Raw genomic sequence first — 24,282 nt, 5'->3', positions numbered from 1 at the left:
GGGTGCCTGTCGTCATGCGTCCAGTGTGCCTGGGCGCGGCTCAGCACGGCATAAGGGACCGATCAACCGCGCCCGCGGGGTCCTGGGGCTACGGCTGTGCGCGCTTTCCGCGCGCCGTGAGCCTGCCGACCCGCTCCCCCACGCCCCAGGTGGTGACCCGCCACAGGGCCTCCACGAGGATGTCGCGGCTCATCTTGGAGTCGCCGAGTTCGCGCTCGACGAAGGTGATCGGCACCTCGACGACGTGGTAGCCGGCCTTGACCGCACGGCGGGCGAGGTCCACCTGGAAGCAGTAGCCCTGGGAGGCCACGTCGTCGAGGCCGAGGCCCTCGAGGGTCTCGCGGCGGAAGGCGCGGTAGCCGCCCGTGATGTCACGCAGGGGCAGGTCGAGGGCGACGCGCGAGTAGAGGCTGCCGCCGCGGGAGATGACCTCGCGGGACTTGGGCCAGTTCACCACCCGGCCGCCGGGCACCCAGCGGGAGCCGAGGACGAGGTCGGCGCTCTTGAGGGCGGTCAGCAGGCGGGGCAGTTCCTCGGGCTGGTGGGAGCCGTCGGCGTCCATCTCGACCAGGACGCCGTAGTCGTGCTCCAGGCCCCAGCGGAAGCCCGCGAGGTAGGCGGCGCCGAGGCCCTCCTTGCCCTTGCGGTGCAGGACGTGGACCTGGTCGTCCTCGACGGCCAGTTCGTCGGCGAGCTTGCCGGTGCCGTCGGGGCTGTTGTCGTCGGCCACGAGGACGTGCGCCTCCGGGACGGCCTTGCGCACCCGGCCGACGATGGCCTTGATGTTCTCCGCCTCGTTGTAGGTCGGAATGATCACCAACGCCGTGCCGAGCGGGCCGAATCGCCTCTCCTGGCCCGTGTGGGTCCCGTCGCCCTCGTTCACCGCTGCCCCTTCGAGTCATCGCGCAGGCGTCCACCATAGTGCGCACGGCCTGCGATGACGTGACAAGGCGTTCGTATGCTGGTGTCGTTTCCACAAGAGCGGGGTAAGGCTAGGAGTTTTGGCCGTTTTGGCGGAATCCTCCGCTCCCGCTGCGGATGGGGGCCCGGCGCCCTTCGGGCCGACCTGGGGCCCGCTGGCTGCGGGTCGACCGAAAGCCGTTGTCTACTGAGCGCCCGGGCCCCACCCGGGTCACACCTCCCCGGCCGGACGGAACGTTCCCTCGCCGTGGCGCGAGCGCTGAGCCTGGCTCCCAGTGGCGGTGCTCCGGTGCGGCACACCGTCCCTGACCCAGCGGCGCTGCGACGACTGGGCGGAGGTTCCCCGGTCGGGCGTCCGGTGGTGGACCCGGCCGAACCTACCCGCCTCCTGCCGTCAGCTGTCAACAGTCGTTTGACCTGCGGATCTTCCGTCAAAGCCCTGGTCAGGGCGGAGGATGCGCAGGTCGCGCGACAGCGGGTCGGCGGGCGACCGGTACCGCGCCACCCCCACAGATCACTCGCCCGGCCGTACGAAGACCGTCCGTCCGCCGACCACGGTCCGCTGACAGACGGGCAGGTCACGGCCCGGGCTCAGGTCGGGCAGGCCGGGAGTGCCGGAGCGCGGGTCGGTGGACCAGCGGGCCACCCGGTCGTCGGGGGCCTGCACCACCAGTTCGCCGGTGCGCCACACCGCGTAGTCCGCGGGGGCGCCGGGCACCAGGACGCCCGCGTCGTCCCGGCCGACGGCCCGCCAGCCGCCGCGGGTGTGCGCGGTGAAGGCGGCGCGCACGGAGACGCGGTGTTCGGGGGTGCGGTGGAAGGCGGCGGCGCGGACCGTGCCCCACGGGTCGAGCGGGGTGACGGGGCTGTCGGAGCCGAAGGCGAGCGGGACACCGGCCCGCAGGAGGGCCGCGAAGGGGTTGAGCCGGCTCGCCCGCTCCCGGCCCAGGCGCCGGGCGTACATGCCGTCCTCGCCGCCCCACAGGGCGTCGAAGGCGGGCTGGACGGAGGCGGTCAGCCCGAGCTCGGCGAAGGCGGCGACGGCCTCGGGGGTGAGCATCTCGGCGTGCTCGACGCGGTGCCGGGCGGCCCGGACGCGGGCGAGGCCGAGCTTCTCAGCGGCGGCCCGGACACCCTCGACCACGGCGGTCACGGCCGCGTCCCCGATGGCGTGGAAGCCGGCCTGGAGGCCCGCCTCGGTGCAGGCGGTGACATGGGCGGCCACGGCGTCGGCGTCCAGGTAGGCGAGTCCGGTGTGGCCGGCGTCGGCGTACGGCTCGTGCAGGCACGCGGTGTGGGAGCCGAGGGCCCCGTCGACGAAGAGATCACCGGCGGCGCCGAGCGCGCCGAGCTCACGCGCCCTGGCCACCCCTTCGTCGCCCTGCTCGGCCCAGTAGCCGACCACCCGCGGGCCGGGCTCCTCACGGGCCAGCCGCAGCAGGCCCGTGAAGTCGTCCTCCGAGGAGATCTCGGGGCCTGCGCATTCGTGAACGGTCCCGATGCCGAGGGAGGCGGCGCGGGCGAGTGCGGCGCGCTGTGCCTCCACACGCTGGGCCGGGGACACCGAGCCGAGGGCCTTGGCGCGGACCGCGTGGTGGGCGTCGGCGGTGAGGGGGCCGTCCACCGCTCCGAGGGAGGTCATGTCGAGCAGGGCCGTCGTCACCACCGCCGAGTGGACGTCGATGCGGCTCAGATAGAGGGGACGGCCGCCGGTGGCCTCGTCGAGCTCCGCGCGCGTGGGCGGGCGGTTGCCGGGCCAGCGGGCGGCGTCCCAGCCGTGCCCCAGGAGGACGGAGTCGTCGGGGCGGGCGGCGGCGAACTCCCGTACGAGAGTCAGGGCCGCGTCCAGAGAGGGCGTGTCGGACAGGTCCAGGCCCGTCAACGCGAGACCCGTGGCGGTCGTGTGCACATGTGCGTCGGTGAACGCGGGGGTGACCAGAGCGCCGTCCAGGTCCACGACCTCGTCGACACCGTCCGCGAAGGCGTCGGCGGCGCCCTCCGAGCCGACCCAGGCGACTTGGCCCCGCTCCACGACCATCGCCGTGGCGAACGGGTCGGCGGGGCTGTGGACCTCGCCGCGGCGGAGGAGGACGGTCTTCGGTTCACTCATGGGGACAGTTTCGCAGGGGGCTTCGCACCGCACGGGTGCGGGTCGACGGTCGGCGCCGGTGCGTCGTGGCCGGTCACACGGGTCCCCGCGCCCTGAGGAGTCGTGGCACCCGTGGGATCAGATGCGCGGCGGTCTGGCCTCGTACGGGGTGGACAACACGACCGTGGTGCGGGTCGAGACACCCGCCAGCGACCGCAGGCGCGCCAGCAGCTCCTCCAGCTCGTGAGGGGTCGCCACCCGCACCTTCAGGATGTAGTTCTCGTCGCCCGCCACGCTGTGGCACGCCTCGATCTCGGGGACGCCCTTCAGGCGGTCCGCGATGTCGTCGGGGGCGCTGGGATCGAACGGTTTCACCGAGATGAAGGCGGTCATGGGCAGGCCCACCGCCTCGGGGTCGACCACCGCGGCGTACCCGCGGATGACACCCCGCTGCTCCAGCCGTCGCACCCGCTGGTGCACGGCCGAGGTGGACAGACCCGTGGCCTTGCCCAGGTCCGTGTAACTCATCCGCCCGTCCTTGACGAGCAGCTGCACGATCTGTCGGTCCAGCTCCTCCATGGCGCAAGAACCTACAGTGCGCCTGATCTCCTCGGATACCTGAGCGGCCCAGGTCATGCCCGGTTCGTGATGTGACCGAGCGGCGCCCGTGAGCCGTCCGGGGGAGAAAGCGACCGCCCGGGGCATCTGCGAGGGGCATGTGACGAAGGCCACACCCCGGCGAGGGCCTCCGTGATGTTCTCGTGATTACCGCCGCGACGGGGCGGGAAGTGCTTGCTGTGGTCGAGGCCGCAGCGCCTTCACGGCCCAGCCCGAGGGGGAGAACCCAATGCAGAGTCTTCAGCGTCCTGGTCGTACCGCGCCCAAGCGTCTCCAGGCAGTTGTCGAGTCCCAGCCGGAGGGCGTCGAACCGGACGCCCTCGACGAGGAGTTCGACGCGTACGACACCTTCGAGATGTACCGGGTGATCTGCCCGGACTGCGCGCAGCCCATCGCCCTGCTGGCGGACGAGGAGGTGCTGCCGGAGCACGCGCTGTGCGCCTCGCCGTGGAACCCGTTCGGCCTCACGGTCTGCGCCGGTACGGGCCGCAAGGCCTCCGAGGCCCGGTCGGCGGACGAGTCGGCCCAGCCCCAGGAGCAGGACACCGCCCTGCTATTGACGCTCCCTCAGGGGCTCGACTGGCGGACCCAGCCGTTCTCGCACGTCGGTGGCCCCGGTTCGCGTCCCATGCGGGTGCCGGTGATGCGCCGCCAGGCCGCCTGAGCGGTCTCGCTCAACCCCCGTAGCTGCCCTGCACCATGGCCCGCAGGCCGCCGTGGTGCAGGATCAGTGTGTCCGGGTCAGCCGGTACCGCCAGCCGCTCGAACGCCGCCTCGACGAGGGGTGAGCGGGCGAGTCCGGCGACCGCCCAGTCGTAGCAGGCGTGCAGGCGGGCCAACAGCCCGATCGTGGCCGCCCACAGGTGTTCGCGCTCGGCATGCGGCCCGTTGCCCTCGTAGGCGGTTCGCTGACGGTACGTCAGACCGCGGCGCCCGGCGGGACGTCCGTGAACTCACGCTCGATTGCGGGCACCGTGACCCGGCCACCGGCTTCCGCGTTGCCCCGGTATGAACCGTACGTATGCACCGGTCGCAGAATCGGTTCCGTCGAACCCGCGCTACCGTCCGGCCCCACCGCCGCCCCAGGACCCGCCCATCTACCGGGACCTGATGCGCACCTGGGCGAGCGGCGGGCGCACGCTGCCGGGGCGCCACGACCCGGAGTGGGTACGGCTCGCGGCGCCGCAGGTCAGGCCCGGTCAGTTCAGCGCGTCTCCGGACCTGCCAGGTGACGGGCGATGACCATCCGCTGGATCTGGTTGGTGCCCTCGACGATCTGGAGGACCTTGGCCTCGCGCATGTACCGCTCGGCCGGGAAGTCCGCGGTGTAGCCGTACCCGCCGAGGACCTGGACGGCGTCGGTGGTGACCCTCATCGCGGTGTCGGTGCAGTGCAGCTTGGCCATGGCCGCCTGCTTGGCGAAGGGCCGTCCGGCGTCCCGCAGCCGCGCCGCCGCGAGGTACAGCGCCCGGCCCGCCTCGATCTGGGTCGCCATGTCGGCGAGCATGAAGCGCAGCCCCTGGAAGTCGGCGATCGGCCGCCCGAACTGCTGTCGCCCGGTCGCGTAGCCGACCGCCTCGTCGAGGGCCGCCTGGGCCACGCCGATCGCGCAGGCCGCGATGCCGAGCCGCCCCGAGTCGAGCGCGGAGAGGGCGATGGCGAAGCCCTGCCCCTCGTCGCCGATGCGGCGCGCGTCCGGGACGCGCACCCCGTCGAAGTGGACCTGGGCGGTGGGCGAGCCCTTCATGCCCATCTTCTTCTCCGGCGCCGCGGCGCTCACGCCGTCCGCGTCGGCGGGCACCAGGAACGCGGTGATCCCGCGCGGGCCCTCCTCGCCGGTGCGCGCCATGACCGTGTAGAAGTCGGCGACCCCGCCGTGGGTGATCCACGCCTTGGTGCCGGTGATCACCCAGTCCTCGCCGTCCCGGACGGCTCTGGTGCGCAGTGAGGCCGCGTCCGAGCCGGAGGACGGCTCGGAGAGGCAGTAGGCGCCGAGCAGTCCGCCGCCGAGCATCGCGGGCAGATGCTCGACCTGCTGTTCCTTGGTGCCGTAGGTGGCGAGCGCGTAGCAGGCGAGGGTGTGCACGCTGACGCCGAGGCCGACGGTGAGGCGGGCCGCGGCGAGCTCCTCGAGGACCTGGAGGTAGACCTCGTACGGCTGGTCGGCGCCGCCGTGTTCGGAGTCGTAGGGCAGACCGAGCAGTCCGGTCCGGGAGAGCAGGGTGAAGACCTCGCGCGGGAAGTGCCCGGCGTCCTCCTCCTCGGCCGCCTTCGGGGCGATCTCGTGGTGCGCGATGTCGCGGACGAGCGAGATCAGATCCCGGGCCTCGTCCGTGGGCAGTTGCCGGTCCACCGGCTGCGGGGCGCGGTCGGGCATGGCGACGCTCTCCTCCCTGTTGGGGCGCTGGCGGACGCGCGCCGTGGGGTGGGGCGGCTCCGCCGGTCTCACTGGACGCCGGTCGCTGCTCGCGTCTCCCGGGTCTCGGAAGCTGCTGACCAGCGGCTGCGCCCTGTGAGTATGCCCGAAAGGAGACACCCGGTCACTGGTTAACGACCGCTTACTTCAAGATATCCCAGCGCACCGGCAACCGGCCTCGAATCGACCCGGGATTGGTCCGAACCATTGACGTGGTGGTCTAGTCCTCCTACTGTTCCGGCAACGCGTTACCGCGTTCATGCCAATCGGCTGGCGTTCCCCTCTCCCCCACGAGGAGACACCGATGCACATTCCCCACCGCACCCGCTTCCGGGCGCTCGTCTCCGCCGCGTGCTGCGCGGTCCTCGGCGCGGGCCTGCTGGCCGGCGCGAGCAGCGCCACCGCGACCCCCGAGACTCCCCAGGCGAAGGCGGCCGGCTCCAAGGTCGTCGGCTACTTCACCGAATGGGGCACCTACGACCGCAAGTACTACGTCAAGAACATCGAGACCTCGGGCTCCGCGGCGAAGCTGACCCACATCAACTACGCCTTCGGCAACGTCACCGGCGGAAAGTGCGCGATGGGCGACGCCTACGCGGCGACCGACCGGACCTACACGGCGGCCGAGTCCGTGGACGGCGTCGCGGACACCTGGGACCAGCCGCTGCGCGGCAACTTCAACCAGCTGCGCGAGCTGAAGAAGAAGCACCCGGGCCTGAAGGTCCTCTGGTCGTTCGGCGGCTGGACCTGGTCGAGCGGTTTCGGTGAGGCCGCCCGCAACCCCGCCGCGTTCGCGCAGTCCTGCTACGACCTGGTCGAGAACTCCAAGTGGGCCGACGTCTTCGACGGCATCGACATCGACTGGGAGTACCCGAACGCCTGCGGCAACACCTGTGACACCAGTGGCCGGGAGGCGTTCAAGAACCTGATGGCGGCGCTGCGTTCGAAGTTCGGCAGCGGTTCGCTGGTGACGGCCGCGATCACCGCGGACGCCACGGCCAGCGGCAAGATCGACGCGGCGAACTACGCGGGCGCGGCCCAGTACGTCGACTGGTACAACCCGATGACGTACGACTACTTCGGCGCCTGGGACGCGGCAGGACCGACGGCCCCGCACTCGCCGCTGAACTCCTACTCCGGCATTCCCAGGGCCGGTTACCACACCTCGGCGACCATCGACAAGCTCAAGGGTCTCGGCATCCCGGCTTCCAAGCTGCTCCTCGGCATCGGGTTCTACGGCCGCGGCTGGACCGGCGTGACCCAGTCGGCACCGGGCGGCACCGCGACGGGTCCGGCGGCGGGCACCTACGAGCAGGGCATCGACGACTACAAGGTGCTCAAGACCAAGTGCCCGGCGACGGGGACGGTCGGCGGCACCGCGTACGCCAAGTGCGGCAACAACTGGTGGAGTTACGACACCCCCGCGACCATCGCGACGAAGATGACGTACAAGAACCAGCAGGGCCTGGGCGGCACCTTCTTCTGGGAGCTGAGCGGGGACACCTCGGGCGGCGAGCTGATCAAGGCGATCAACTAGCCGGGGCCGGGTCATGAACTGACCGGCCCCACGGGGGGACTTGGGGCGGGGGACCACGAGCCTCCGCCCCTCGCCGGGTCCCGGGCACCGCCCGTCGGGGGGTCAGTCGCCGCGACGGGCCGGCTCCGGGGCCGGGTAGGCGGGGTCCAGTTCCTCGATGGCCCGCATCGACGCGCCGAGCGTCTTCACCAGGAGGTCGCGCATGGTGTCGCGGGAGAGCTGGGGCGGGCGGTCGATCCAGTCGAGGGTGGCGCCCTCGACGCTGCACACCCAGGCGAGCAGGCCCATGCGGGCCAGCGGGGAGATGTCGGTACGGCCGTACGCCCCCTCGGCGATGGTCGCGACGATCGCGTCGCGCACCCCGTCCCGGATGGCGTGCACCTCGGCGTCGAAACCGACCCCGCCGCTGACGACCGTGCGGTAGGCCGCCTGGTTGTGCTCGGCGTAGCGCAGATAGCTGTCCAGGGTGCGGTGGACGCGGTCCACCTGCTCCATCTCCAGGCCGCTCGCCGCGTAGGTGACCAGGTCCGCCACGGAGTCCTGGATGATCGCCAGGTAGTAGCCCCGCTTGGACTGGAAGTAGTAGTAGATCAGCCCCTTGGCGACATGCGCCTGCTTGGCGATGTCGTCCATGGAGAGCGCGTCGTAGGACGTGTCCGCGAACAACTTCCGCCCGATGGCGATGAGTTCGGCGCGGCGCGCAACCGAGCGCTCGGTGCCGCGGGCCCGTAGCCGGGCGGCTTCACGCTGATCACTGATATTCAAGTTTTCGCCCCTGGTCTCGGGCTGGCGGCGGGACATCCGCAGTATGGCAGGTGACTTGTGGATCAGGTCACAGGAGACCGAGCTGCGTGACGAGCATCGCGATCACCGCGACGAGGGTCCAGCCCGCGACATGTTCGAGGATCTTCGGACCGTGGTCCTCGGGGCCGCCGGTACGGGCGCGGGCGGCGGTGGCAGAGTGTGCGGTCATGGCGTCTCGCTGATCTCGGATGTACTAGTGGACTCCCCCGCCGATCCGTCCACCTTGCCACTCCTGGCGGCTTTTGCGGCCGAGACCTTGGTCACAGCGGAGCGGCCCCCGGCGGATGCCGGGGGCCGCTCCAGGGCCGGTTCAGCGCACGCCCACCGCCGCGAGCGCCTTGCGCTGGCGCGGGGTCGGGCAGGCGGGGAAGTACAGGTAGCAGACGCCCCCGGTGCCGGAGACGACCTTGCCGCTGGCGTTGTAGCGCTTGGTGCGCAGCCAGATGTTCTCCCACTCGCGCCGCTTGTAGACGCGCCGCACCGCCTCGTCGCTCGGCGAGGCCGGGTCGTTGGCGATCACATCGCCCTCGGCGGTGAAGCCGATCACCGTCATGAGGTGGCCCGAAGTGCCGTAACCGGCCCCCGTCAGCTCCTCCTTGAGGAACGACTGGGACGTTATGGCCGGGATGCCGGCCGCGATCAGGGTCTCCAGGTCGGTGAGCGAGCCGAGCCGGGTCACCACGCCCTGGAGGTCCTTGAAGGTGGCCGCGTAGGCCGCGTTGAACGGCCAGTTGCCGCAGCCCGCGTACTGGTAGTCGTACGTGTAGCGGGCCGCGTGGCAGACCTGCGGGTCGGCGTAGGACGGGTCGACCCAGGCCAGTTGCTCCTCGGTGAGCCGGCCGCCCCAGTACTCGATGATCATCTGCGAGGAGGTGGGGCTGCACCAGGCCTCGCCGCCGTTGTCGTACTCCGGGTACTGGCCCTTGTGGATCTCCTGCGAGTAGCGCGGGACGATCAGCTCCTTGGCGAGACCGGGCGTGGAGGCCGGGACGGTGAAGCGGTCCGGGACGTCCGAGCCCATCGCGCCGAGCCGCCAGACCGTCGGCGTGTTCTTCGCGCCGGGCCTGCGGTACAGGGTCAGCCGCAGTCGGTACGAGGCCAGGCGCAGGCCGGTCGACGGGTCGTCGATCGCGAAGGTGTCCGTCCAGATCGAGCTCTTGTCGTCGGTCTGGTCGTCCACCGAGGTGCGCTTGATGTCCCCGTCACCGGCGGCCCAGCGGCCCATCACGTACCAGGGGGTGGCCGTGCCGTCGGAGTAGGTCCCCTGGAGTTCGATCTGGATCCAGGTGCCGGCCGGGGTGTGCGCGTTCCAGGAGGCGATCACCTCGGTCGAGGGCACGGTGAGCGTGTGGACCGGGGAGGTCCAGGTCGCGTACTCCCAGGTGGCGGTGGTCCCGGTGTGCGGGTCGGTGTACTCGGTGGTCCCGGCGGGAGCGCCGATCACGACACCGGGGCGCCTCCCGGCGACGGCGCGGGTGCCGCTCGCGGTGCCTGCGCGCCAGTCGCTGTAGGTGGTCCAGGCGTGGTTGTCGACCGGGCGGCCGGCGGTCTCGTCGGATTCCGCGACGGCCGGGTGGCCGGCGGCGGTCGCGGAACCCGTGGTGCCTGCCACCGCGGCGGCGACCGCGACGGCCAGAACGGTTCTGCGGGACGGCTGTTCGGCTCTGCTCATGGGCGGGAAGACCCCCAGGTGTCCGATTCGGGGCGGGCCAATGCACGGTTGTGCGCCAACTATGGATGAGGCGGCATGCTCCTGCCAGCACTTCGGCCCATGCCACGCCCACGAATATTGGTCTGGTCCACTGGCATGACCTGGGAAGCCGTGGTTCCGCCGAGCGGCGCCGGGCCGTCACTAGACTGGCCGCGCCCCGCCCGCCCGGCCCTCAGGAACATCGTGCACGACCTCGCCTCCCGGCTCCGCCGGCTCCCGCCGTCCTGCGGCCCGGTCCGTCTGATCGGTATCGACGGGCACGCCGGTTCCGGGAAGTCCACGTTCTGCGGTCAGTTGGCCGACGCCCTCGGCGGCGCGCCGGTGCTGCACCTCGACGACATCGCCAGCCACGACGAGTTGTTCGACTGGACCGGGCGGCTGCTGGACGAGGTGATCACTCCGCTCGCCCGCGGCGAGACCGCGCACTACGCCGTCTACGACTGGCACGCCCGCCGCTTCGGGCGGCCCCGCGCTCTGCCGCCCGCACCGGTGATCCTCCTGGAAGGGGTCGGCGCCGGCCGGCGCGCACTGCGGCCGCACCTCGCGCGGCTGCTGTGGATGGAGCTGCCCCGCGAGGAGTCCTGGGCGCGCGGCCGTTCCCGGGACGGATCGGAACTGCGGGATTTCTGGGACCGCTGGGTCGTGGCGGAACAGCGGCATTTCGCCGAAGACCCCTCCCGGCCCTTCGCCGACCTCCTGGTACGGCAGTGCAGGGAGAGATACGCGATCACCAACGGGCCCGCCGGGACCATTGGACCGGACCACGGTGTCACCCACGGTGACGGTCCAGCGGCGATGTGTTGAACCTGTGAAGACCCGCCAGTAGGAACTTGCCTCAGTCGCCCAACTCCGCTTGACCGAGGGGCCGTACAGGTCTTACGTTCTCAATGAGCGGCCGTTCGAGGTCGCCCGCAGTCGCGAAGCCCCCGGTTGTTCCCCCGTGATCGGGGGCTTCGTTCTGCCCTCACCCGGGTTTCCGGACGCTGTGAGCCGCGATTCGCTCACCCTCGGTCACCGCCCCCGGTGCGCCTCATCTGCTCCCACCTCGCCAAACGGCCTGTGCGGCACCCTACGGCGGGCGACACCACCGCAGGTACGATGCCCTCGGTGCGACCTACGGACGACTGCTCTGCGCACCGTTGCAACTCCGGTCCGCGGCACAGCGGTTGGACGAAGTCGGCCACCGGGCGTCGGCCCGGTGGTGAAACCACGGGGGCACGGTTTGTGGGGGACGTGATGGATTTCGGCACGCAGGGTCCCGAGGCCCCGGCCGACCTCGCCTGGCTGCGAGGTGTGGACGCCTACACGATGGGCGCCTATCCGCAGGCCGAGGAGGAGTTCCGGGCCGCGGTGCGGATCGACCCCGGGATGGCCGACGGCTGGCTCGGACTGCACGCGCTGCGCGTCGACACGACGACCGCGCTGCTCAGGATGTTCCGGCACCGCGAACGCTTCGGCGAACAGCGCGCCCGGCACCGGCGCACCCTCAACTCCTGGTACTGGCTGGGCTGGTGGGTGCAACCGGTGCTGGAGAGCCCGCGTGACCTGCTGCTCGCGCACGCCTCGCACTGGCTGGACGGACGCCATGTCCCCGAGCTCGACCGGGCCCTCGCGGGACTGCCCCCGGTGGACACCGACCACCAGGTCCGGTTCCTGCACGCCTGCCGCGCCTACCTGGTCAAGGACTGGGAGCAGTTGGTCCGGCACACCGACCCGCTGATCGACGACCCCATGCTCGGCATCGAGGCCGGCCTGTTCGGCGGCATGGCCCGGGTCCGCCTGGAGATGTACGGACAGGCCGAGCCCCTGCTCTCGGCGGCCCTCATGCGCTGCCGCAGCGAACAGCCCCAGCGCAAGGAGCTGCGCTACTGGCTGGCCCGGGCGCACGAGGGGACCGGCCGCTCCGCCGCCGCGCTCCCCCTCTACCGGGCCGTGCACCGCGTCGACCCCGCCTTCATGGACACCTCGGCCCGGCTCGCCGCGATCGCCGAAGGCGACGGGTACGACGACCCCGCCGACCTCGCGGCGATCACGCTCACCGGGTTCGGCCAGGACGTGCTGGAGGGGCCCGACGGGATCGAGCCGCTCTTCGGCGTCGAGGGACGGGAGCTGAAGCTCTCCGATCCGGAGCCGCCGCCAGCCGGTCCGCTGCCCTCGATGACCGATCCGACAGGCCGCGAGAGGTCCGGCCCGCCCGCGGGACCGCTGCACGCGGGGCCGCTGCCCGCGGGGCCGACCGATCCCGTCTTACTGGAGGAGGCGCTCACCGAACTGGAGCGCATGGTGGGGCTGGAGCCCGTGAAGCGCCAGGTCAAGGCCCTGTCCGCCCAGTTGAACATGGCCCGCCTGCGCGCCGGGCAGGGCCTGCCGGTGCAGCCGCCCAAACGTCACTTCGTCTTCTCCGGACCCTCCGGCACGGGCAAGACCACGGTGGCCCGCATCCTGGGCCGCGTCTTCTACGCCCTCGGGCTGCTCGGCGGCGACCATCTGGTGGAGGCGCAGCGGGCCGACCTGGTAGGGGAGTACCTCGGCCAGACGGCGGTCAAGGCGAACGAACTGATCGACTCGGCCCTCGGCGGGGTGCTCTTCGTCGACGAGGCGTACTCGCTCTCCAACTCCGGTTACGGCAAGGGCGACGCGTACGGCGACGAGGCGCTCCAGGTCCTGCTGAAGCGGGCCGAGGACAACCGGGACCACCTGGTCGTGATCCTCGCCGGTTACCCGGAGGGCATGGACCGCCTGCTGGCCGCGAACCCCGGTCTGTCGTCCCGCTTCACGACCCGCGTGGACTTCCCGTCCTACCGCCCCCTGGAACTCACCTCCATCGGCGAGGTGCTGGCGGCGGAGAACGGCGACGCCTGGGACGAGGAGGCGCTGGACGAGCTGCGCTCCATCGCCGGGCACGTGGTGGACCAGGGGTGGATCGACGAGCTCGGCAACGGGCGGTTCCTGCGGACGCTGTACGAGAAGAGCTGCGCGTACCGGGATCTTCGGTTGTCGACGTACCCGGGGATGCCGACGCGGGACGACTTGTCGACACTGCGGCTGCCGGATCTGATGCAGGCGTACGGGGAGGTCCTGTCGGGGCGGGGGCCGCAGGACCCTTCGGCGATGTAGTTCGTCGGCCGCGGGCCGGTGGGGGCTTGTCGCGCAGTTCCCCGCGCCCCTGAAAGCAGTGGGTGCAGCTGGGCAGACATTGCATGCACCCACTCAGGGGCGCGGGGAACTGCGCGGTCAGCCCCCACTCGGCCGCAGCCGACGAATTACGACGCCAACGCCTCCTCGCTGCTTCGGGGCTCGGTGACCCGGACCTCCGGCAGCTCCCGGTGCGCAGGATCCCGGACCTCTCCCACCAGCAGCTCCAGTACGTCCTCCAGGGCGACCAGACCCAGCACCTTGCCCGACCCGTCCGCCACCTGAGCGAGGTGGGTCGCCGCCCGCCGCATCACCGTGAGCGCGTCGTCCAGCGGCAGGTCGGAGCGGAGCTTCGTCATCGGCCGCCAGATCTGCTGGGGCACCGCCCGCTGCGAGTCCTCCAGGTCCAGTACGTCCTTCACGTGCAGGTATCCCATGAAGGCGCCGTTCTCCGCGGCGATCGGGAAGCGTGAGTACCCGGTACGGCCGGTGAGCTCGATGATCTGGCCCGGGGTCACCGAGGGCCGCACCGTCACCAGGGACTCACGCTTGAGCAGGACGTCCGTCACCGGGCGCGAGCCCAGTTCCAGCGCGTCCTCCAGGCGTTCCTGTTCCTCGGGGTCCAGCAGGCCCGCCTGGCCGGAGTCCTCCACCAGCCGGTTCAGCTGCTCGCTGGTGAACACCGCCTCGACCTCGTCCTTGGGCTCGACGTGGAAGAGCCGCAGGATGCCCCGGGCGCAGGCGCCGAGGGCGATGGTGATCGGCCTGCAGAAGCGGGCGAACCAGACCAGGCCGGGGCTGAGCCACAGGGCGACCTTCTCCGGGGCCGCCATGGCGAGGTTCTTCGGGACCATCTCGCCGATGACGAGGTGGAAGAAGACGACCGCGGCCAGGGCGATGACGTAGCCCAGCGGATGGATCATGCCGTGCGGCAGGTGGATCCACTCGAAGACCGGCTCCAGCAGGTGCGCGACCGTCGGTTCGGCGACCGCGCCGAGCGTCAGCGAGCACACCGTGATGCCGAACTGGGCCGCCGCCATCATCTGGGGGAGCCGTTCGAGGCCGTAGAGGACCTGGCGGGCGCGTGCCGTGCCGAGCGGTTCGATCTGGCTGCGGCGCACCGAGACCAGCGCGAACTCGGCGCCGACGAAGAAGCCGTTGGCGAGCACGAGCAGGGCAGCGAAGAGGAGTTGGAGCACGCTCATCGGGCGGCCTCCATGACGTTGACCGCGGGGACGGTGCGCACCAGGCGGACCCGCTCGGCGCGGTAGTGCCCGACCTGGCGGACGGTGAGCCGCCAGCCGGGCAGCTCGGCCCGGTCGCCGACGGCGGGGATACGGCCGAGCAGGTCGGCGACCAGCCCGGCGACGGTCTCGTACGGCCCCTCGGGCACGTCGAAGCCTATGCGCTGGAGGATGTCGACCCGGCAGCTGCCGTCGGCGTCCCAGGCGAGGCGGCCGTCCTCGGGCGGGGCGGCGACGAGCTCGGGGACGTCCTGACCGTCGTGCTCGTCGCGGACCTCGCCGACGATCTCCTCGACGATGTCCTCCAGGGTGACCACGCCGGCCGTACCGCCGTACTCGTCGACGACGACGGCGATGGGCTGCTCGCTGCGCAGCCGGGCCAGCAGGGGCTGGACCGGGAGGGTCTCGGGCACCAGCAGCGCCGGACGGGCGATCCGGCCGACGGGGGTGCGCAGCCGGTCCTGGACGGGCACGGCCAGGGCGTCCTTGAGGTGGACCATGCCGACGATCTCGTCGATCTTCTCCCGGTAGACGGGGAAGCGGGACAGTCCGGTGGCACGGGTGAGGTTGACGACGTCCTCGGCGGTGGCCGAGGCCTGGAGCGAGCTGACCTTCACGCGCGGCGTCATGACGTGCTGCGCGGTGAGCTCACCGAGGGACAGGGTGCGCACGAAGAGGTCCGCGGTGTCCTGTTCCAGGGCGCCGGCCTGGGCCGAGTGGCGGGCCAGGGAGACCAGCTCGCCGGGGGTGCGGGCGGAGGCCAGCTCCTCGGCGGGTTCGATGCCGAGGGCGCGGACCAGGCGGTTGGCGACCGCGTTCAGCGCGGCGATCACCGGGCGGAACAGCCGGGCGAAGGCGTGCTGCGGGCCCGCGACGAAGCGGGCGACCTGCATCGGCTTGGACACCGCCCAGTTCTTGGGCACGAGTTCGCCGATCACCATCTGCACGGCCGAGGCCAGCAGCATGCCGACGACGACGGCGACCCCGGAGACCGCGCCCTCGGGGACGCCGACGGCCGTGAACGGGCCGTGCAGGAGTTCCGCGAGCGCCGGTTCGGCGAGCATGCCGACGACGAGGGAGGTGATGGTGATGCCGAGCTGGGTGCCGGAGAGCTGGAACGACAGCTCCTTGAGCGACTCGGCGACCCGCCGGGCCCGTCGGTCGCCTTCCGCGGCGGCCTTCTCGGCGTCGGTGGCCTCGACGGTGACGAGGCCGAACTCGGCCGCCACGAAGAAGCCGTTGGCGAGAATCAGCAGGAACGCCGCTGCCAGGAGCAGCAGGGGGATGGTCATGCCGCCGCCTCGGTATGCCGGGAGGGGGCGGCGCAGGTACTACAGGACGATCCGTCCATCGCTGGAGGGAGTCACTCCTCGGGTAGCAGGAACAACGAGAGGCGGAGGCGCGGTGAAAACGCCTCCGCCAACAGATTAATCAAGACACGGGCGACTGCGGCAGGGTGGAAGCCCCTGAGTCAGCCCTGATCTTCGTCGGTGCGGGCTGTGGAACGGGCCTCGGCGAGTGCCCGCAGGGCCTTGGCGTCGGCGATGGCCTGCTGCTTCGCGATGCCCGGCTGGATGCCGAGCGCCGGCAGGCTGGTGCCGTCGCTGAGGTTGAGGAACACCCACGGGTCGCCCGGGCGGAGGTTCACCTGGATGATCTCGGCCCACTCCAGATGCCGCCGGCCCGCGATGTTCTGGACGGTGACACCGGACTCGTCGGCGACGACCTTCACCCTCGCCAGCAGGAACAGCACACCGGCGAGCAGGGCCGCCGTGAGGATGAAGCTCAGGCGTTCGCCGGGACCGAGCTGCTCCAGCAGGAGCGCGATCACCGTGATCGTCACGAAGATCGCGACACCCGCGCTGATCAGCACGGCACGGGTGCGGCCCGGCCGGAAGGTGACGGGGAGGGTGGGCGGTTCGGAGGACATCTGCGGTACTTCCCTCACAGCCGGCAGGCGTGGATGGCCGTCGTCAGGATGGCCCGTGCGCCGATGTCGTACAGGTCGTCCATGATCCGCTGCGCCTCCTTGGCGGGGACCATCGCGCGGACGGCGACCCAGCCCTCGTTGTGCAGCGGGGAGACGGTCGGGGACTCGAGGCCCGGGGTGAGCGCGACGGCCTTCTCGAGCTGCTCGACGCGGCAGTCGTAGTCCATCATCACGTACGTCCGCGCCACGAGCACGCCCTGGAGGCGGCGCAGGAACTGCTGGACCTTGGGGTCCTCGCCGTCGGCGCCGGTGCGGCGGACGACCACGGCCTCGGACTTCATGATGGGCTCGCCGAAGACCTCCAGGCCCGCGTTGCGCAGGCTGGTGCCGGTCTCGACGACGTCCGCGATGACCTCGGCGACCCCGAGCTCGATGGCGGTCTCGACCGCGCCGTCGAGGTGGACGACGGCGGCGTCGATGCCGTTCTCGGCGAGGTGTCCGGCGACGATCCCCTCGTAGGACGTGGCGACCGTCTTGCCCTTGAGGTCCTCGACGCCGTTGGCGGTGCCCGGCTTGGACGCGAAGCGGAAGGTGGAGCGGGCGAAGCCGAGCGGGAGGATCTCCTCGGCGTCGGCGCCGGAGTCGACCAGCAGGTCCCGGCCGGTGATGCCGATGTCGAGCTGGCCGGAGGAGACGTAGATGGCGATGTCCCGGGGGCGGAGGTAGAAGAACTCCACGTCGTTGACCGGGTCGACGATCCGCAGTTCCTTGGACTCGCGGCGCTGCTGGTAGCCGGCCTCATGCAGCATGTCCGCCGCAGGTCCTGACAGGGAACCCTTGTTGGGGACGGCGATGCGCAGCATGAGGTCGGCTTCCTTTGCTCTGAGGGGTGGGTGCGGCGAACGGCTTACAGGTGGGCGTAGACGTCGTCGAGGGAGATGCCGCGCGCGACCATCATCACCTGGACGTGGTAGAGCAGCTGCGAGATCTCCTCGGCGGCCGCCTCCTTGCCCTCGTACTCGGCGGCCATCCAGACCTCGGCGGCCTCTTCGACGACCTTCTTGCCGATGGCATGGACGCCCTTGCCGACCAGCTCCGCGGTGCGGGAGGTGGCGGGATCGCCGTTGGCGGCCTTGTGCTGGAGCTCGGTGAAGAGCTCCTCGAACGTCTTATTGGACATGGTGGCGCCCACTTTACGCGTAAGCCCGGACCACCTAGTGCCACGGTTCAGATACTGAGCGGAGGGTGGCCGCCGTGGCCACCGCGGCGGTCACCGCCTCGTGCCCCTTGTCCTCGTTGGAGCCCTCCAGGCCGGCCCGGTCCAGGGCCTGCTCCTCGGTGTCGCAGGTGAGGACGCCCATGCCGACGGGGACGCCGGTCTCCACGGACACCTGGGTGAGGCCCTGGACGACGCCCTGGCACACGTACTCGAAGTGCGGGGTGCCGCCGCGGATGACGACACCGAGGGCGACGATCGCGTCGTAGCCGCGGCCCGCGAGGACCTTGGCGACGACCGGGAGCTCCCAGCTGCCGGGGACCCTGAGGAGGGTCGGCTCGTCGATGCCCAGGTCGTGCAGGGCCCGCAGGGCGCCGTCGACCAGTCCGTCCATCACCTTCTCGTGCCACTGCGCCGCGATGACGGCGACCCTGAGGTCGCCCACGTTGCGTACGGACAGCTCCGGTGCACCCTTGCCGCTCACGTTCTCGAACTCTCCTCGAAGTGCTTACTGGTTGCTGCAGGTGGACACCGGGGCGGTGTCCAGCCAGGGAAGGTCGTGGCCCATCCGGTCCCGCTTGGTGCGCAGGTAGCGGAGGTTGTGCTCGCCCGCCTGGACGGGCATCGGCTCCCGGCCTGTGACCTTGAGGCCGTGCCGCAGGAGGGCGTCGGACTTGTCGGGGTTGTTGGTCATCAGGCGCAGGCTGCGGACACCGAGGTCCTCCAGGATCTGCGCGCCGGCTCCGTAGTCCCGGGCGTCGGCGGGCAGGCCGAGTTCCAGGTTGGCGTCGAGGGTGTCGTGGCCCTGTTCCTGGAGTTCGTACGCCCGCAGCTTGGACAGCAGGCCGATGCCGCGCCCCTCGTGGCCGCGCAGGTAGACCACCACTCCCCTGCCCTCGGCCTGGATGCGCTCCAGGGAGGCGTCGAGCTGGGGGCCGCAGTCGCAGCGCAGGGAGCCGAAGACGTCTCCGGTGAGGCACTCGGAGTGGACGCGGACCAGGACGTCCTCGCCGTCGCCGATCTCGCCGTGGACGAGGGCGACGTGCTCGACGCCGTCGACGGTAGAGCGGTAGCCGTACGCGGTGAAGGTGCCGTGGGCGGTGGGCAGCCGGGTCTGGGCCTCGCGGCGGACCGCGGGCTCGCTGCTGCGGCGGTAGGCGATCAGGTCCTCGATCGAGATGATCGTCAGGCCGTGCTTGCGGGCGAAGGGGATCAGCTCGGGCAGGCGGAGCATCCGGCCGTCCTCGCCCGCGATCTCCACGATCGCGCCCGCCGGGCGCAGGCCCGCGAGGCGGGCCAGGTCGACGGCGGCCTCGGTGTGGCCATTGCGGGTGAGGACGCCTCCGTCCTTGGCGCGCAGCGGGAAGATGTGGCCGGGGCGGACGAAGTCGGTGGGCTCGGCGCCGCCGCTCGCCAGGAGCCGGAGCGTGGTCGCGCGATCCGACGCCGAGATGCCGGTGGTCACGCCGTGGGCGCCCGAGGCGTCCACGGAGACGGTGAACGCGGTCTTCATCGACTCGGTGTTGTCGTCGACCATCTGCGGCAGCTTGAGCCGGTCCAGTTCACCGCCCTCCATGGGGGCGCAGATCAGGCCGCGGCACTCGCTCATCATGAAGGCGACGATCTCGGGCGTGACCTTCTCGGCGGCGACGACCAGGTCGCCCTCGTTCTCGCGGTCCTCGTCGTCGACGACCACGATGGGCCGGCCGGCGGCGATGTCGGCGATGGCCTGCTCGACGGGGTCCAGCGCGAAGTCCTCGAACCCGTCGGTGCTGTACAAGATGGGTGCGGCGGTCATGCCGGCGCTCCTTCCATGACGGGCCGCGCGGACTCGCGGGAGCGCAGCCACCAGTCGCGCATGCCCCACAGGACGAGCGCGCCGTAGATGACGTAGACGAAGCCGGAGAAGGCGTAGCCGTTGGCGAAGTTCAGCGGGACGCCGACGAGGTCGACGAGGAGCCAGGCGAACCAGAACTCGACCATGCCGCGGGCCTGGGCGTACATGGCGACGACGGTGCCGATGAAGATGTAGGCGTCCGGCCAGGGGTCCCAGGACAGCGTCGGGTAGGCCTTGAAGAGCAGGGCGACGGCGACGGTGCCGACGGCGGCGGCGCCGACCAGGGCACCGCGCTCACGCCAGGTGGCGAAGCGGGGCGCGATGTGCCCGTCGCCCGACTGGCCCTTGTTGCGGTTCCACTGCCACCAGCCGTACAGGGCGACGACCATCACGACGGCCTGCTTGCCGGCGCTGCCGGTGAGGTGGCCGTAGAAGGCGCCGAAGAGGATGAGGCCGGAGGCGAACTGCACCGGCCAGCTCCACAGGTTGCGCCGCCAGCCGAGGGCGAGGGCGATGAGACCCAGGATGTTGCCGATCATGTCCGACCAGAGGATGTGCTGGCCGAACAGGGTGAAGGCCTCGGTGTTGAGGGAGTTCACTTGCCCGCCCCCTGACTGCTCGCGAGCAGGCGCTCGACGTACTTGGCGACGACGTCCACCTCGAGGTTGACCGGGGCGCCGGGCTGCTTGAGGCCGAGCGTGGTCAGGGCGAGGGTGGTGGGGATGAGGCTGACGGTGAAGTAGTCGGGGCCCGCGTCCACGACGGTGAGGCTGATGCCGTCGACCGTGATGGAGCCCTTCTCCACGACATAGCGGGAGAGGTCCGCGGGCAGCGAGATCTTGATGATCTCCCAGTGCTCGGAGGGCTTGCGCTCCAGGATCTCGCCGGTGCCGTCGACGTGGCCCTGCACGATGTGCCCGCCGAGGCGCGCGCCCACGGCGGTGGGCCGCTCCAGGTTGACGCGGGAGCCGACGCCCAGGGCGCCGAGGCTGGAGCGGTCGAGGGTCTCGGCCATGACGTCGGCGGTGAACTCGTCGCCCTCGTGGTCGACGACGGTGAGGCAGACGCCGTTGACGGCGATGGAGTCCCCGTGCTTCGCACCCTCGGTGACGACGGGGCCGCGCAGTCGGAAGCGACAGGCGTCGCCGAGGTTCTCGACGGCGGTGATCTCGCCCAGCTCTTCGACGATTCCGGTGAACACTTCCCGGGTCCTCCCTGCCTCATTCGGGCACGGACTCCGGGGCTGTCGATGACGACAGAATGAACGAGCGGGAACACCGGGGGCGACGCCGGACGCACTCGTCCCTCAGGACGAACGGATACGGCGGCGCGCACGAATGCCCGCCCGCCGCGCACTGCCTCCCATCCGGACTTTAACCGTCGGTCCAGGAATTTCACCTGGTCAACCGGCCGCTGGAAGCGGTCGGGTCGCGGACTGTAACCGCCGGTTCGGACTTTCACCGACCCCGGAGTGCGCTGCTTCTGGTACAGAGCCAGTCTGCCACGCCTGATCGACGTCCATACAGGCGAAGGGTGTGGGGTGGCTCACAGGCGACGTGGATGGACTTGTGCGGCGGCCGGTTCCTCAACGGGCGGTTGGCGCAGATCCATTGACGAAATGGTCTAGTCCTTTTTAGGGTCGCCGTGCGTGGAAACCCGTAGAGACGGGCCCGGCGGCGGTGACGACGGCCCTTGCCCGCCGCCGGGTCTCCTTCGCCCGCCAGGACGCGTACGGGAACGGCACCTTGTCGACCCCGACGATCCAGGGCGGCCCGGGCGGCTGCGGGCCCGAACGGGCCGTGGGGAAGCGGGCGTTCGAGGACTACGTGCGGGTCACCGGAGGCTGACCGGGCAGCGTCCCGGACCCCGGGAGGGGCGCGAACACCTCGTCCTGAGCCCTCTCCCTCGCCGTGAGCAGGGCTCCCCGGAGCACCGCCCCGCCTCCCAGCGCGCTCGCCCGCACCTCGGTGGGCAGCGGTGACATACGGCGGACCCGTCGCTCCACCCTGGCCGCGAGGTCCTCCCCTCCCGCCTGCCCCACCTCGCCGCCCAGGACCAGGCATCCGGGGTCGAGGATGGCGACGACCGCGGCGACTCCCACGGCGAGGCGGTCCGCGAGGGCGTCGAGGAACTCCGTCGCGGCGCCGGCCACCGCTTCCCGGACCACGCCTGCGGCCGGTGGCTCGGAGCCCTCCGCCCCGGCCGTCAGCCCGTGCCGCCCCGCCAGTTCCACGATCGCCGCCGATCCCGCCAGGGAGTGGAAGCCCCCTTCGCAGTCCAGGGCCGAGGGCAGGACCGTCGTGCCCGGCACCGGCAGGAACCCGATCTCGCCCGTGCCGCCCGACGCGCCCCGGCGCAGGGTGCCGTCCAGGACGACGGCCGCGCCCGTGCCGTGGCCGAGCCACAGCAGGACGAAGGTGTCCCGGTCCCGGGCCGTGCCCTCGCGCTGTTCCGCCAGGGCCGCGAGGTTGGTCTCGTTCTCGACGTGGACGCGGGTCGCGGGGAGTCGCTCCTGGAGCGCCAGCACCAGGCGCCGGTGCCAGGCGGGCAGCCCGCCGGAGTCGCGGAGTTCGCCGGTGGCCGGGTCGATCAGGCCGGGGGCGCCGATGCCGACCGTGTGCAGCTCGGGCACCCCCGCCTCCTTCGCCGCCCGTTCGACCAGGGCGACGGCCTGCTCGACGGCGGGCCCGGTGCCGGTCTCCTCGCCGATGGGCACCGAGGCCTCGGCGAGCACCCGTCCCAGCAGGTCGGAGACGACGACGGAGACGCCCTCGGTGCGGACGTCGAGGGCCGCGAGGTGGGCGCGGCCGGCCACGATGCCGTACAGCTTCGCGTTCGGGCCGCGGCGCTGCTCCCCCGACTCCCCGACCACGTCGATCAGTCCGGCGGCGGCGAGGCGCTCGACGAGGTCGGCCACGGACGGCCGGGACAGTCCGGTGAGCTGCTTCAACTGCCCTGCCGTCAGCGGGCCTTCCTGCTGGAGCAGGCGCAGGGCGAGCCGGTCGTTGATGGCCCGGGCGGTGCTCGGGGATGCGGGCATGCCGGGAATCCTCTCAGATCCGCACTGCCGGATACGCGCTATCTATCAGGCAGGGTTCCTGATAGTTTACGGCGGAAGCAAGGGGACGACGAGGATCCGGGAGGGGCCCGACCATGAGCGATGTGGTGTACGCGCCGGCCGAGGTACGGCGGGCCCGGTACGCCGTGGCCGCCGTGTTCGCCGTGCACGGGGCCGTGACCGGATCGTTCGCGACACGGGTGCCGTGGATCCAGGACCACTCCTCGGTCAGCGCCGGGCAGTTGGGCCTGGCGCTCGCCTTCCCCGCGCTCGGTGCGTCCGTGGCCATGCCGCTGGCGGGCAGTGTCAGCCACCGCTTCGGTGCCCGGAACGCCCTGCGCGGTCTGATCGCCCTGTGGACGCTGGCCCTGGTCCTGCCCTCCCTGGCCCCGAACCTCCTCACGCTCTGCCTCGCCCTCTTCGTCTACGGCGCCACGGCCGGCATGGCGGACGTGGCGATGAACGCGCTCGGCGTGGAGATCGAGAACCGCCTGGGCCGCTCGATCATGTCCGGGCTGCACGGCATGTGGAGCGCGGGCGCCCTGATCGGCTCGGCGGCCGGCACGCTCGCCGCACACCTGGGCTCGGACGCGCGTGTGCACCACGCGCTCGCGTCGGCCGCCCTCACCGTGCTCGGCCTGCTGTTCTGCCGGTGGGTCCTGGACCTCCAGCCCACCGAGGACGAGGAGCCGCCGCCCCGGTTCGCGCTGCCGCCGAAGTCGGCGCTGCTGATCGGCGCGGTGGGCTTCTGCGCGGTGTTCGCGGAGGGCGCGAGCCTGGACTGGTCGGCGGTCTATCTGCGGGACCAGCTCGACACCTCGGCCGGGCTCGCGGCCGCGTGCACCACCGGTTTCACGCTCACCATGGCGATCGCGCGGTTCGTCGGAGACCGGGTGGTGGACCGGTTCGGCTCGGTGCGCACGGTCCGGACGGGCGGGGCGCTCGCCGTCCTCGGCGGGCTGCTCATCGTCGTCGGGGGCCACCCGGCCGTGGCGATGGGCGGGTTCGCGCTGATGGGTCTCGGCATCGCGGTGGTCGTGCCGCTGTGCTTCGCCGCGGCGGGCCGCAGCGGACCCAACCCCAGCCTGGCGATCGCCGGCGTCGCGACGATCACCTACACCTCGGGGCTGATCGCCCCGAGCGCGATCGGCACGCTGGCCCAGGCCACCAGCCTGATGGTGTCGTTCGTCCTGGTGACCGTCCTGGCCGGCGGCCTCGTCGCCTTCGCGGGGGTGCTGCGCGCCGGCGACCGGGACCGGCCGAAGCTCAGTGCGCCGGCCGCAGCAGTTCCCGACCGGCAGTCCTGAAGCCCTCGCTCCAGGGGGCGGGCCGCAGGGTCCGCGCGTCCAGCCTGACCAGCACCCGGGTGCCGCGCGCGTAGGTCGTGGCCCCGTCCGCGGAACAGAACCGGAAGCCGTAGGTCAGGCCGGTGGTGCCGAGGCGCTCCAGCCAGAGGTGGACGGCGTAGGCGCCGCTGCGGGTGACGGGGGCGTCGTAGGAGATGAGCAGTTCCCTGACGACGTTGCAGGCGTCCCCGGCGCTCGCCCAGTCGCCGTCGAAGCGGATGCCGTGCCCCTCCCAGAACTCGGTCCAGGCCCGCTCCACGAGCAGCGGGTACCGGGCGTTGTGGAGCATGCCCAGGGCGTCCAGGTCATCGAAGTGGACGGTGACCGGGATCAGTCGGCCGTAGGACAGGGCGGGGGCGGGGGCGGCTTCGGCGGTCACGGGTGCGGAGCTCCTGGGTGTATAGGACAACGACCCTTATC

General features: G+C 71.5%; 26 protein-coding genes and 1 riboswitch. Of the genes, 7 read left to right on the top strand and 19 right to left on the bottom strand.

The window, feature by feature from the left end; translation table 11 throughout:
- Nucleotides 1–88: 88 nt before the first annotated feature.
- From AOJ26_RS03865 to AOJ26_RS03855, 3 genes are all read right to left on the bottom strand, one after another.
- Complete coding sequence (locus AOJ26_RS03865; protein WP_053846740.1) at nucleotides 89–883, bottom strand: polyprenol monophosphomannose synthase; 795 nt, start codon at nucleotides 881–883, stop codon at nucleotides 89–91.
- 552 nt (nucleotides 884–1,435) lie between these two features.
- Complete coding sequence (locus AOJ26_RS03860; protein WP_053846739.1) at nucleotides 1,436–3,031, bottom strand: amidohydrolase; 1,596 nt, start codon at nucleotides 3,029–3,031, stop codon at nucleotides 1,436–1,438.
- A gap of 117 nt (nucleotides 3,032–3,148) precedes the next feature.
- Nucleotides 3,149–3,589 (bottom strand): Lrp/AsnC family transcriptional regulator, encoded by a 441-nt coding sequence (locus AOJ26_RS03855; protein WP_037714765.1) that lies wholly within the window; start codon nucleotides 3,587–3,589, stop codon nucleotides 3,149–3,151.
- 268 nt (nucleotides 3,590–3,857) lie between these two features.
- Between AOJ26_RS03855 and AOJ26_RS03850 the strand changes: the two genes are divergently transcribed.
- The gene (locus AOJ26_RS03850) at nucleotides 3,858–4,292 is read left to right on the top strand and encodes a hypothetical protein (RefSeq protein WP_053846738.1); all 435 of its coding nucleotides are present in this window, start codon (nucleotides 3,858–3,860) and stop codon (nucleotides 4,290–4,292) included.
- A gap of 10 nt (nucleotides 4,293–4,302) precedes the next feature.
- Here AOJ26_RS03850 and AOJ26_RS44105 read toward each other — a convergent pair whose 3' ends face one another.
- A complete protein-coding gene (locus AOJ26_RS44105) occupies nucleotides 4,303–4,467 on the bottom strand; it encodes a hypothetical protein (protein WP_234358433.1) in 165 nt (54 codons plus the stop codon).
- Between the two features lie 169 nt (nucleotides 4,468–4,636).
- Between AOJ26_RS44105 and AOJ26_RS44100 the strand changes: the two genes are divergently transcribed.
- Nucleotides 4,637–4,870, top strand: a complete 234-nt coding sequence (locus AOJ26_RS44100) for a hypothetical protein (RefSeq protein WP_078959733.1) — start codon at nucleotides 4,637–4,639, stop codon at nucleotides 4,868–4,870.
- Here the strand turns inward: AOJ26_RS44100 and AOJ26_RS03845 are convergent.
- A complete protein-coding gene (locus AOJ26_RS03845; RefSeq protein ID WP_053846737.1) occupies nucleotides 4,833–6,005 on the bottom strand; it encodes an acyl-CoA dehydrogenase in 1,173 nt (390 codons plus the stop codon). The genes AOJ26_RS44100 and AOJ26_RS03845 overlap by 38 nt on opposite strands.
- Before the next feature lie 343 nt (nucleotides 6,006–6,348).
- On the opposite strand from AOJ26_RS03845, the gene AOJ26_RS03840 reads away from it, so the two are divergent.
- The gene (locus AOJ26_RS03840) at nucleotides 6,349–7,581 is read left to right on the top strand and encodes a glycoside hydrolase family 18 protein (protein WP_053846736.1); all 1,233 of its coding nucleotides are present in this window, start codon (nucleotides 6,349–6,351) and stop codon (nucleotides 7,579–7,581) included.
- Between the two features lie 102 nt (nucleotides 7,582–7,683).
- On the opposite strand, the gene AOJ26_RS03835 is transcribed toward AOJ26_RS03840, so the two are convergent.
- The 3 genes from AOJ26_RS03835 to AOJ26_RS03830 form a co-directional block, all read right to left on the bottom strand.
- On the bottom strand, nucleotides 7,684–8,346 hold the full coding sequence (locus AOJ26_RS03835; protein WP_053846743.1) for a TetR/AcrR family transcriptional regulator: 663 nt from the start codon (nucleotides 8,344–8,346) through the stop codon (nucleotides 7,684–7,686).
- Between the two features lie 67 nt (nucleotides 8,347–8,413).
- Nucleotides 8,414–8,554, bottom strand: a complete 141-nt coding sequence (locus tag AOJ26_RS42660) for an SCO1431 family membrane protein (RefSeq protein ID WP_107092806.1) — start codon at nucleotides 8,552–8,554, stop codon at nucleotides 8,414–8,416.
- Nucleotides 8,555–8,695: 141 nt separating this feature from the next.
- Complete coding sequence (locus AOJ26_RS03830) at nucleotides 8,696–10,057, bottom strand: peptidase C39 family protein (protein ID WP_053846735.1); 1,362 nt, start codon at nucleotides 10,055–10,057, stop codon at nucleotides 8,696–8,698.
- Between the two features lie 135 nt (nucleotides 10,058–10,192).
- Between AOJ26_RS03830 and AOJ26_RS03825 the strand changes: the two genes are divergently transcribed.
- The gene (locus tag AOJ26_RS03825; protein WP_234358432.1) at nucleotides 10,193–10,900 is read left to right on the top strand and encodes a uridine kinase family protein; all 708 of its coding nucleotides are present in this window, start codon (nucleotides 10,193–10,195) and stop codon (nucleotides 10,898–10,900) included.
- Between the two features lie 432 nt (nucleotides 10,901–11,332).
- A complete protein-coding gene (locus AOJ26_RS03820) occupies nucleotides 11,333–13,213 on the top strand; it encodes an AAA family ATPase (protein ID WP_053846733.1) in 1,881 nt (626 codons plus the stop codon).
- Between the two features lie 146 nt (nucleotides 13,214–13,359).
- Here AOJ26_RS03820 and AOJ26_RS03815 read toward each other — a convergent pair whose 3' ends face one another.
- The 9 genes from AOJ26_RS03815 to AOJ26_RS03775 all read right to left on the bottom strand — a co-directional run bounded on the left by AOJ26_RS03815 (nucleotide 13,360) and on the right by AOJ26_RS03775 (nucleotide 20,659).
- Nucleotides 13,360–14,436, bottom strand: a complete 1,077-nt coding sequence (locus AOJ26_RS03815) for a hemolysin family protein (protein WP_053846732.1) — start codon at nucleotides 14,434–14,436, stop codon at nucleotides 13,360–13,362.
- On the bottom strand, nucleotides 14,433–15,767 hold the full coding sequence (locus tag AOJ26_RS03810) for a hemolysin family protein (protein ID WP_053846731.1): 1,335 nt from the start codon (nucleotides 15,765–15,767) through the stop codon (nucleotides 14,433–14,435). The genes AOJ26_RS03815 and AOJ26_RS03810 overlap by 4 nt, the downstream gene beginning before the upstream one ends.
- A gap of 179 nt (nucleotides 15,768–15,946) precedes the next feature.
- On the bottom strand, nucleotides 15,947–16,405 hold the full coding sequence (locus tag AOJ26_RS03805; RefSeq protein ID WP_053846730.1) for a PH domain-containing protein: 459 nt from the start codon (nucleotides 16,403–16,405) through the stop codon (nucleotides 15,947–15,949).
- 14 nt (nucleotides 16,406–16,419) lie between these two features.
- Nucleotides 16,420–17,268, bottom strand: coding sequence for an ATP phosphoribosyltransferase (hisG, locus tag AOJ26_RS03800; protein WP_053846729.1), 849 nt, complete (start codon nucleotides 17,266–17,268; stop codon nucleotides 16,420–16,422).
- Nucleotides 17,269–17,312: 44 nt separating this feature from the next.
- Nucleotides 17,313–17,585 (bottom strand): phosphoribosyl-ATP diphosphatase, encoded by a 273-nt coding sequence (locus tag AOJ26_RS03795; protein WP_020117406.1) that lies wholly within the window; start codon nucleotides 17,583–17,585, stop codon nucleotides 17,313–17,315.
- A gap of 34 nt (nucleotides 17,586–17,619) precedes the next feature.
- Nucleotides 17,620–18,105: a 6,7-dimethyl-8-ribityllumazine synthase gene (gene ribH / locus AOJ26_RS03790; protein ID WP_020138141.1), complete on the bottom strand. Its 486-nt coding sequence runs from the start codon at nucleotides 18,103–18,105 to the stop codon at nucleotides 17,620–17,622.
- A gap of 24 nt (nucleotides 18,106–18,129) precedes the next feature.
- The gene (locus AOJ26_RS03785) at nucleotides 18,130–19,419 is read right to left on the bottom strand and encodes a bifunctional 3,4-dihydroxy-2-butanone-4-phosphate synthase/GTP cyclohydrolase II (protein WP_053846728.1); all 1,290 of its coding nucleotides are present in this window, start codon (nucleotides 19,417–19,419) and stop codon (nucleotides 18,130–18,132) included.
- Nucleotides 19,416–20,057, bottom strand: coding sequence for a nicotinamide mononucleotide transporter family protein (locus tag AOJ26_RS03780; RefSeq protein ID WP_053846727.1), 642 nt, complete (start codon nucleotides 20,055–20,057; stop codon nucleotides 19,416–19,418). The genes AOJ26_RS03785 and AOJ26_RS03780 overlap by 4 nt, the downstream gene beginning before the upstream one ends.
- The gene (locus AOJ26_RS03775; protein ID WP_053846726.1) at nucleotides 20,054–20,659 is read right to left on the bottom strand and encodes a riboflavin synthase; all 606 of its coding nucleotides are present in this window, start codon (nucleotides 20,657–20,659) and stop codon (nucleotides 20,054–20,056) included. The genes AOJ26_RS03780 and AOJ26_RS03775 overlap by 4 nt, the downstream gene beginning before the upstream one ends.
- Before the next feature lie 147 nt (nucleotides 20,660–20,806).
- Nucleotides 20,807–20,937, bottom strand: a riboswitch (FMN riboswitch).
- Nucleotides 20,938–21,137: 200 nt separating this feature from the next.
- Between AOJ26_RS03775 and AOJ26_RS43305 the strand changes: the two genes are divergently transcribed.
- Nucleotides 21,138–21,305, top strand: coding sequence for a hypothetical protein (locus tag AOJ26_RS43305; protein WP_159044205.1), 168 nt, complete (start codon nucleotides 21,138–21,140; stop codon nucleotides 21,303–21,305).
- Here AOJ26_RS43305 and AOJ26_RS03770 read toward each other — a convergent pair.
- Nucleotides 21,281–22,498, bottom strand: a complete 1,218-nt coding sequence (locus AOJ26_RS03770) for an ROK family transcriptional regulator (RefSeq protein WP_053846725.1) — start codon at nucleotides 22,496–22,498, stop codon at nucleotides 21,281–21,283. The two genes, AOJ26_RS43305 and AOJ26_RS03770, sit on opposite strands and share 25 nt — an antisense overlap.
- 113 nt (nucleotides 22,499–22,611) lie before the next feature.
- On the opposite strand from AOJ26_RS03770, the gene AOJ26_RS03765 reads away from it, so the two are divergent.
- Nucleotides 22,612–23,823 carry an MFS transporter gene (locus tag AOJ26_RS03765; RefSeq protein WP_053846724.1) on the top strand — a complete coding sequence of 404 codons (1,212 nt, stop codon included), beginning with the start codon at nucleotides 22,612–22,614 and terminating at the stop codon, nucleotides 23,821–23,823.
- Here AOJ26_RS03765 and AOJ26_RS03760 read toward each other — a convergent pair.
- Nucleotides 23,783–24,241, bottom strand: a complete 459-nt coding sequence (locus AOJ26_RS03760) for an acyl-CoA thioesterase (protein ID WP_053846723.1) — start codon at nucleotides 24,239–24,241, stop codon at nucleotides 23,783–23,785. The genes AOJ26_RS03765 and AOJ26_RS03760 overlap by 41 nt on opposite strands.
- Between the last annotated feature and the right edge of the window lie 41 nt (nucleotides 24,242–24,282).

Source organism: Streptomyces sp. NRRL B-24085 (assembly GCF_001282115.1).
In the GTDB taxonomy this organism is placed as follows: domain Bacteria; phylum Actinomycetota; class Actinomycetes; order Streptomycetales; family Streptomycetaceae; genus Streptomyces.
This window is presented reverse-complemented; position numbering and strand designations above follow the sequence as displayed.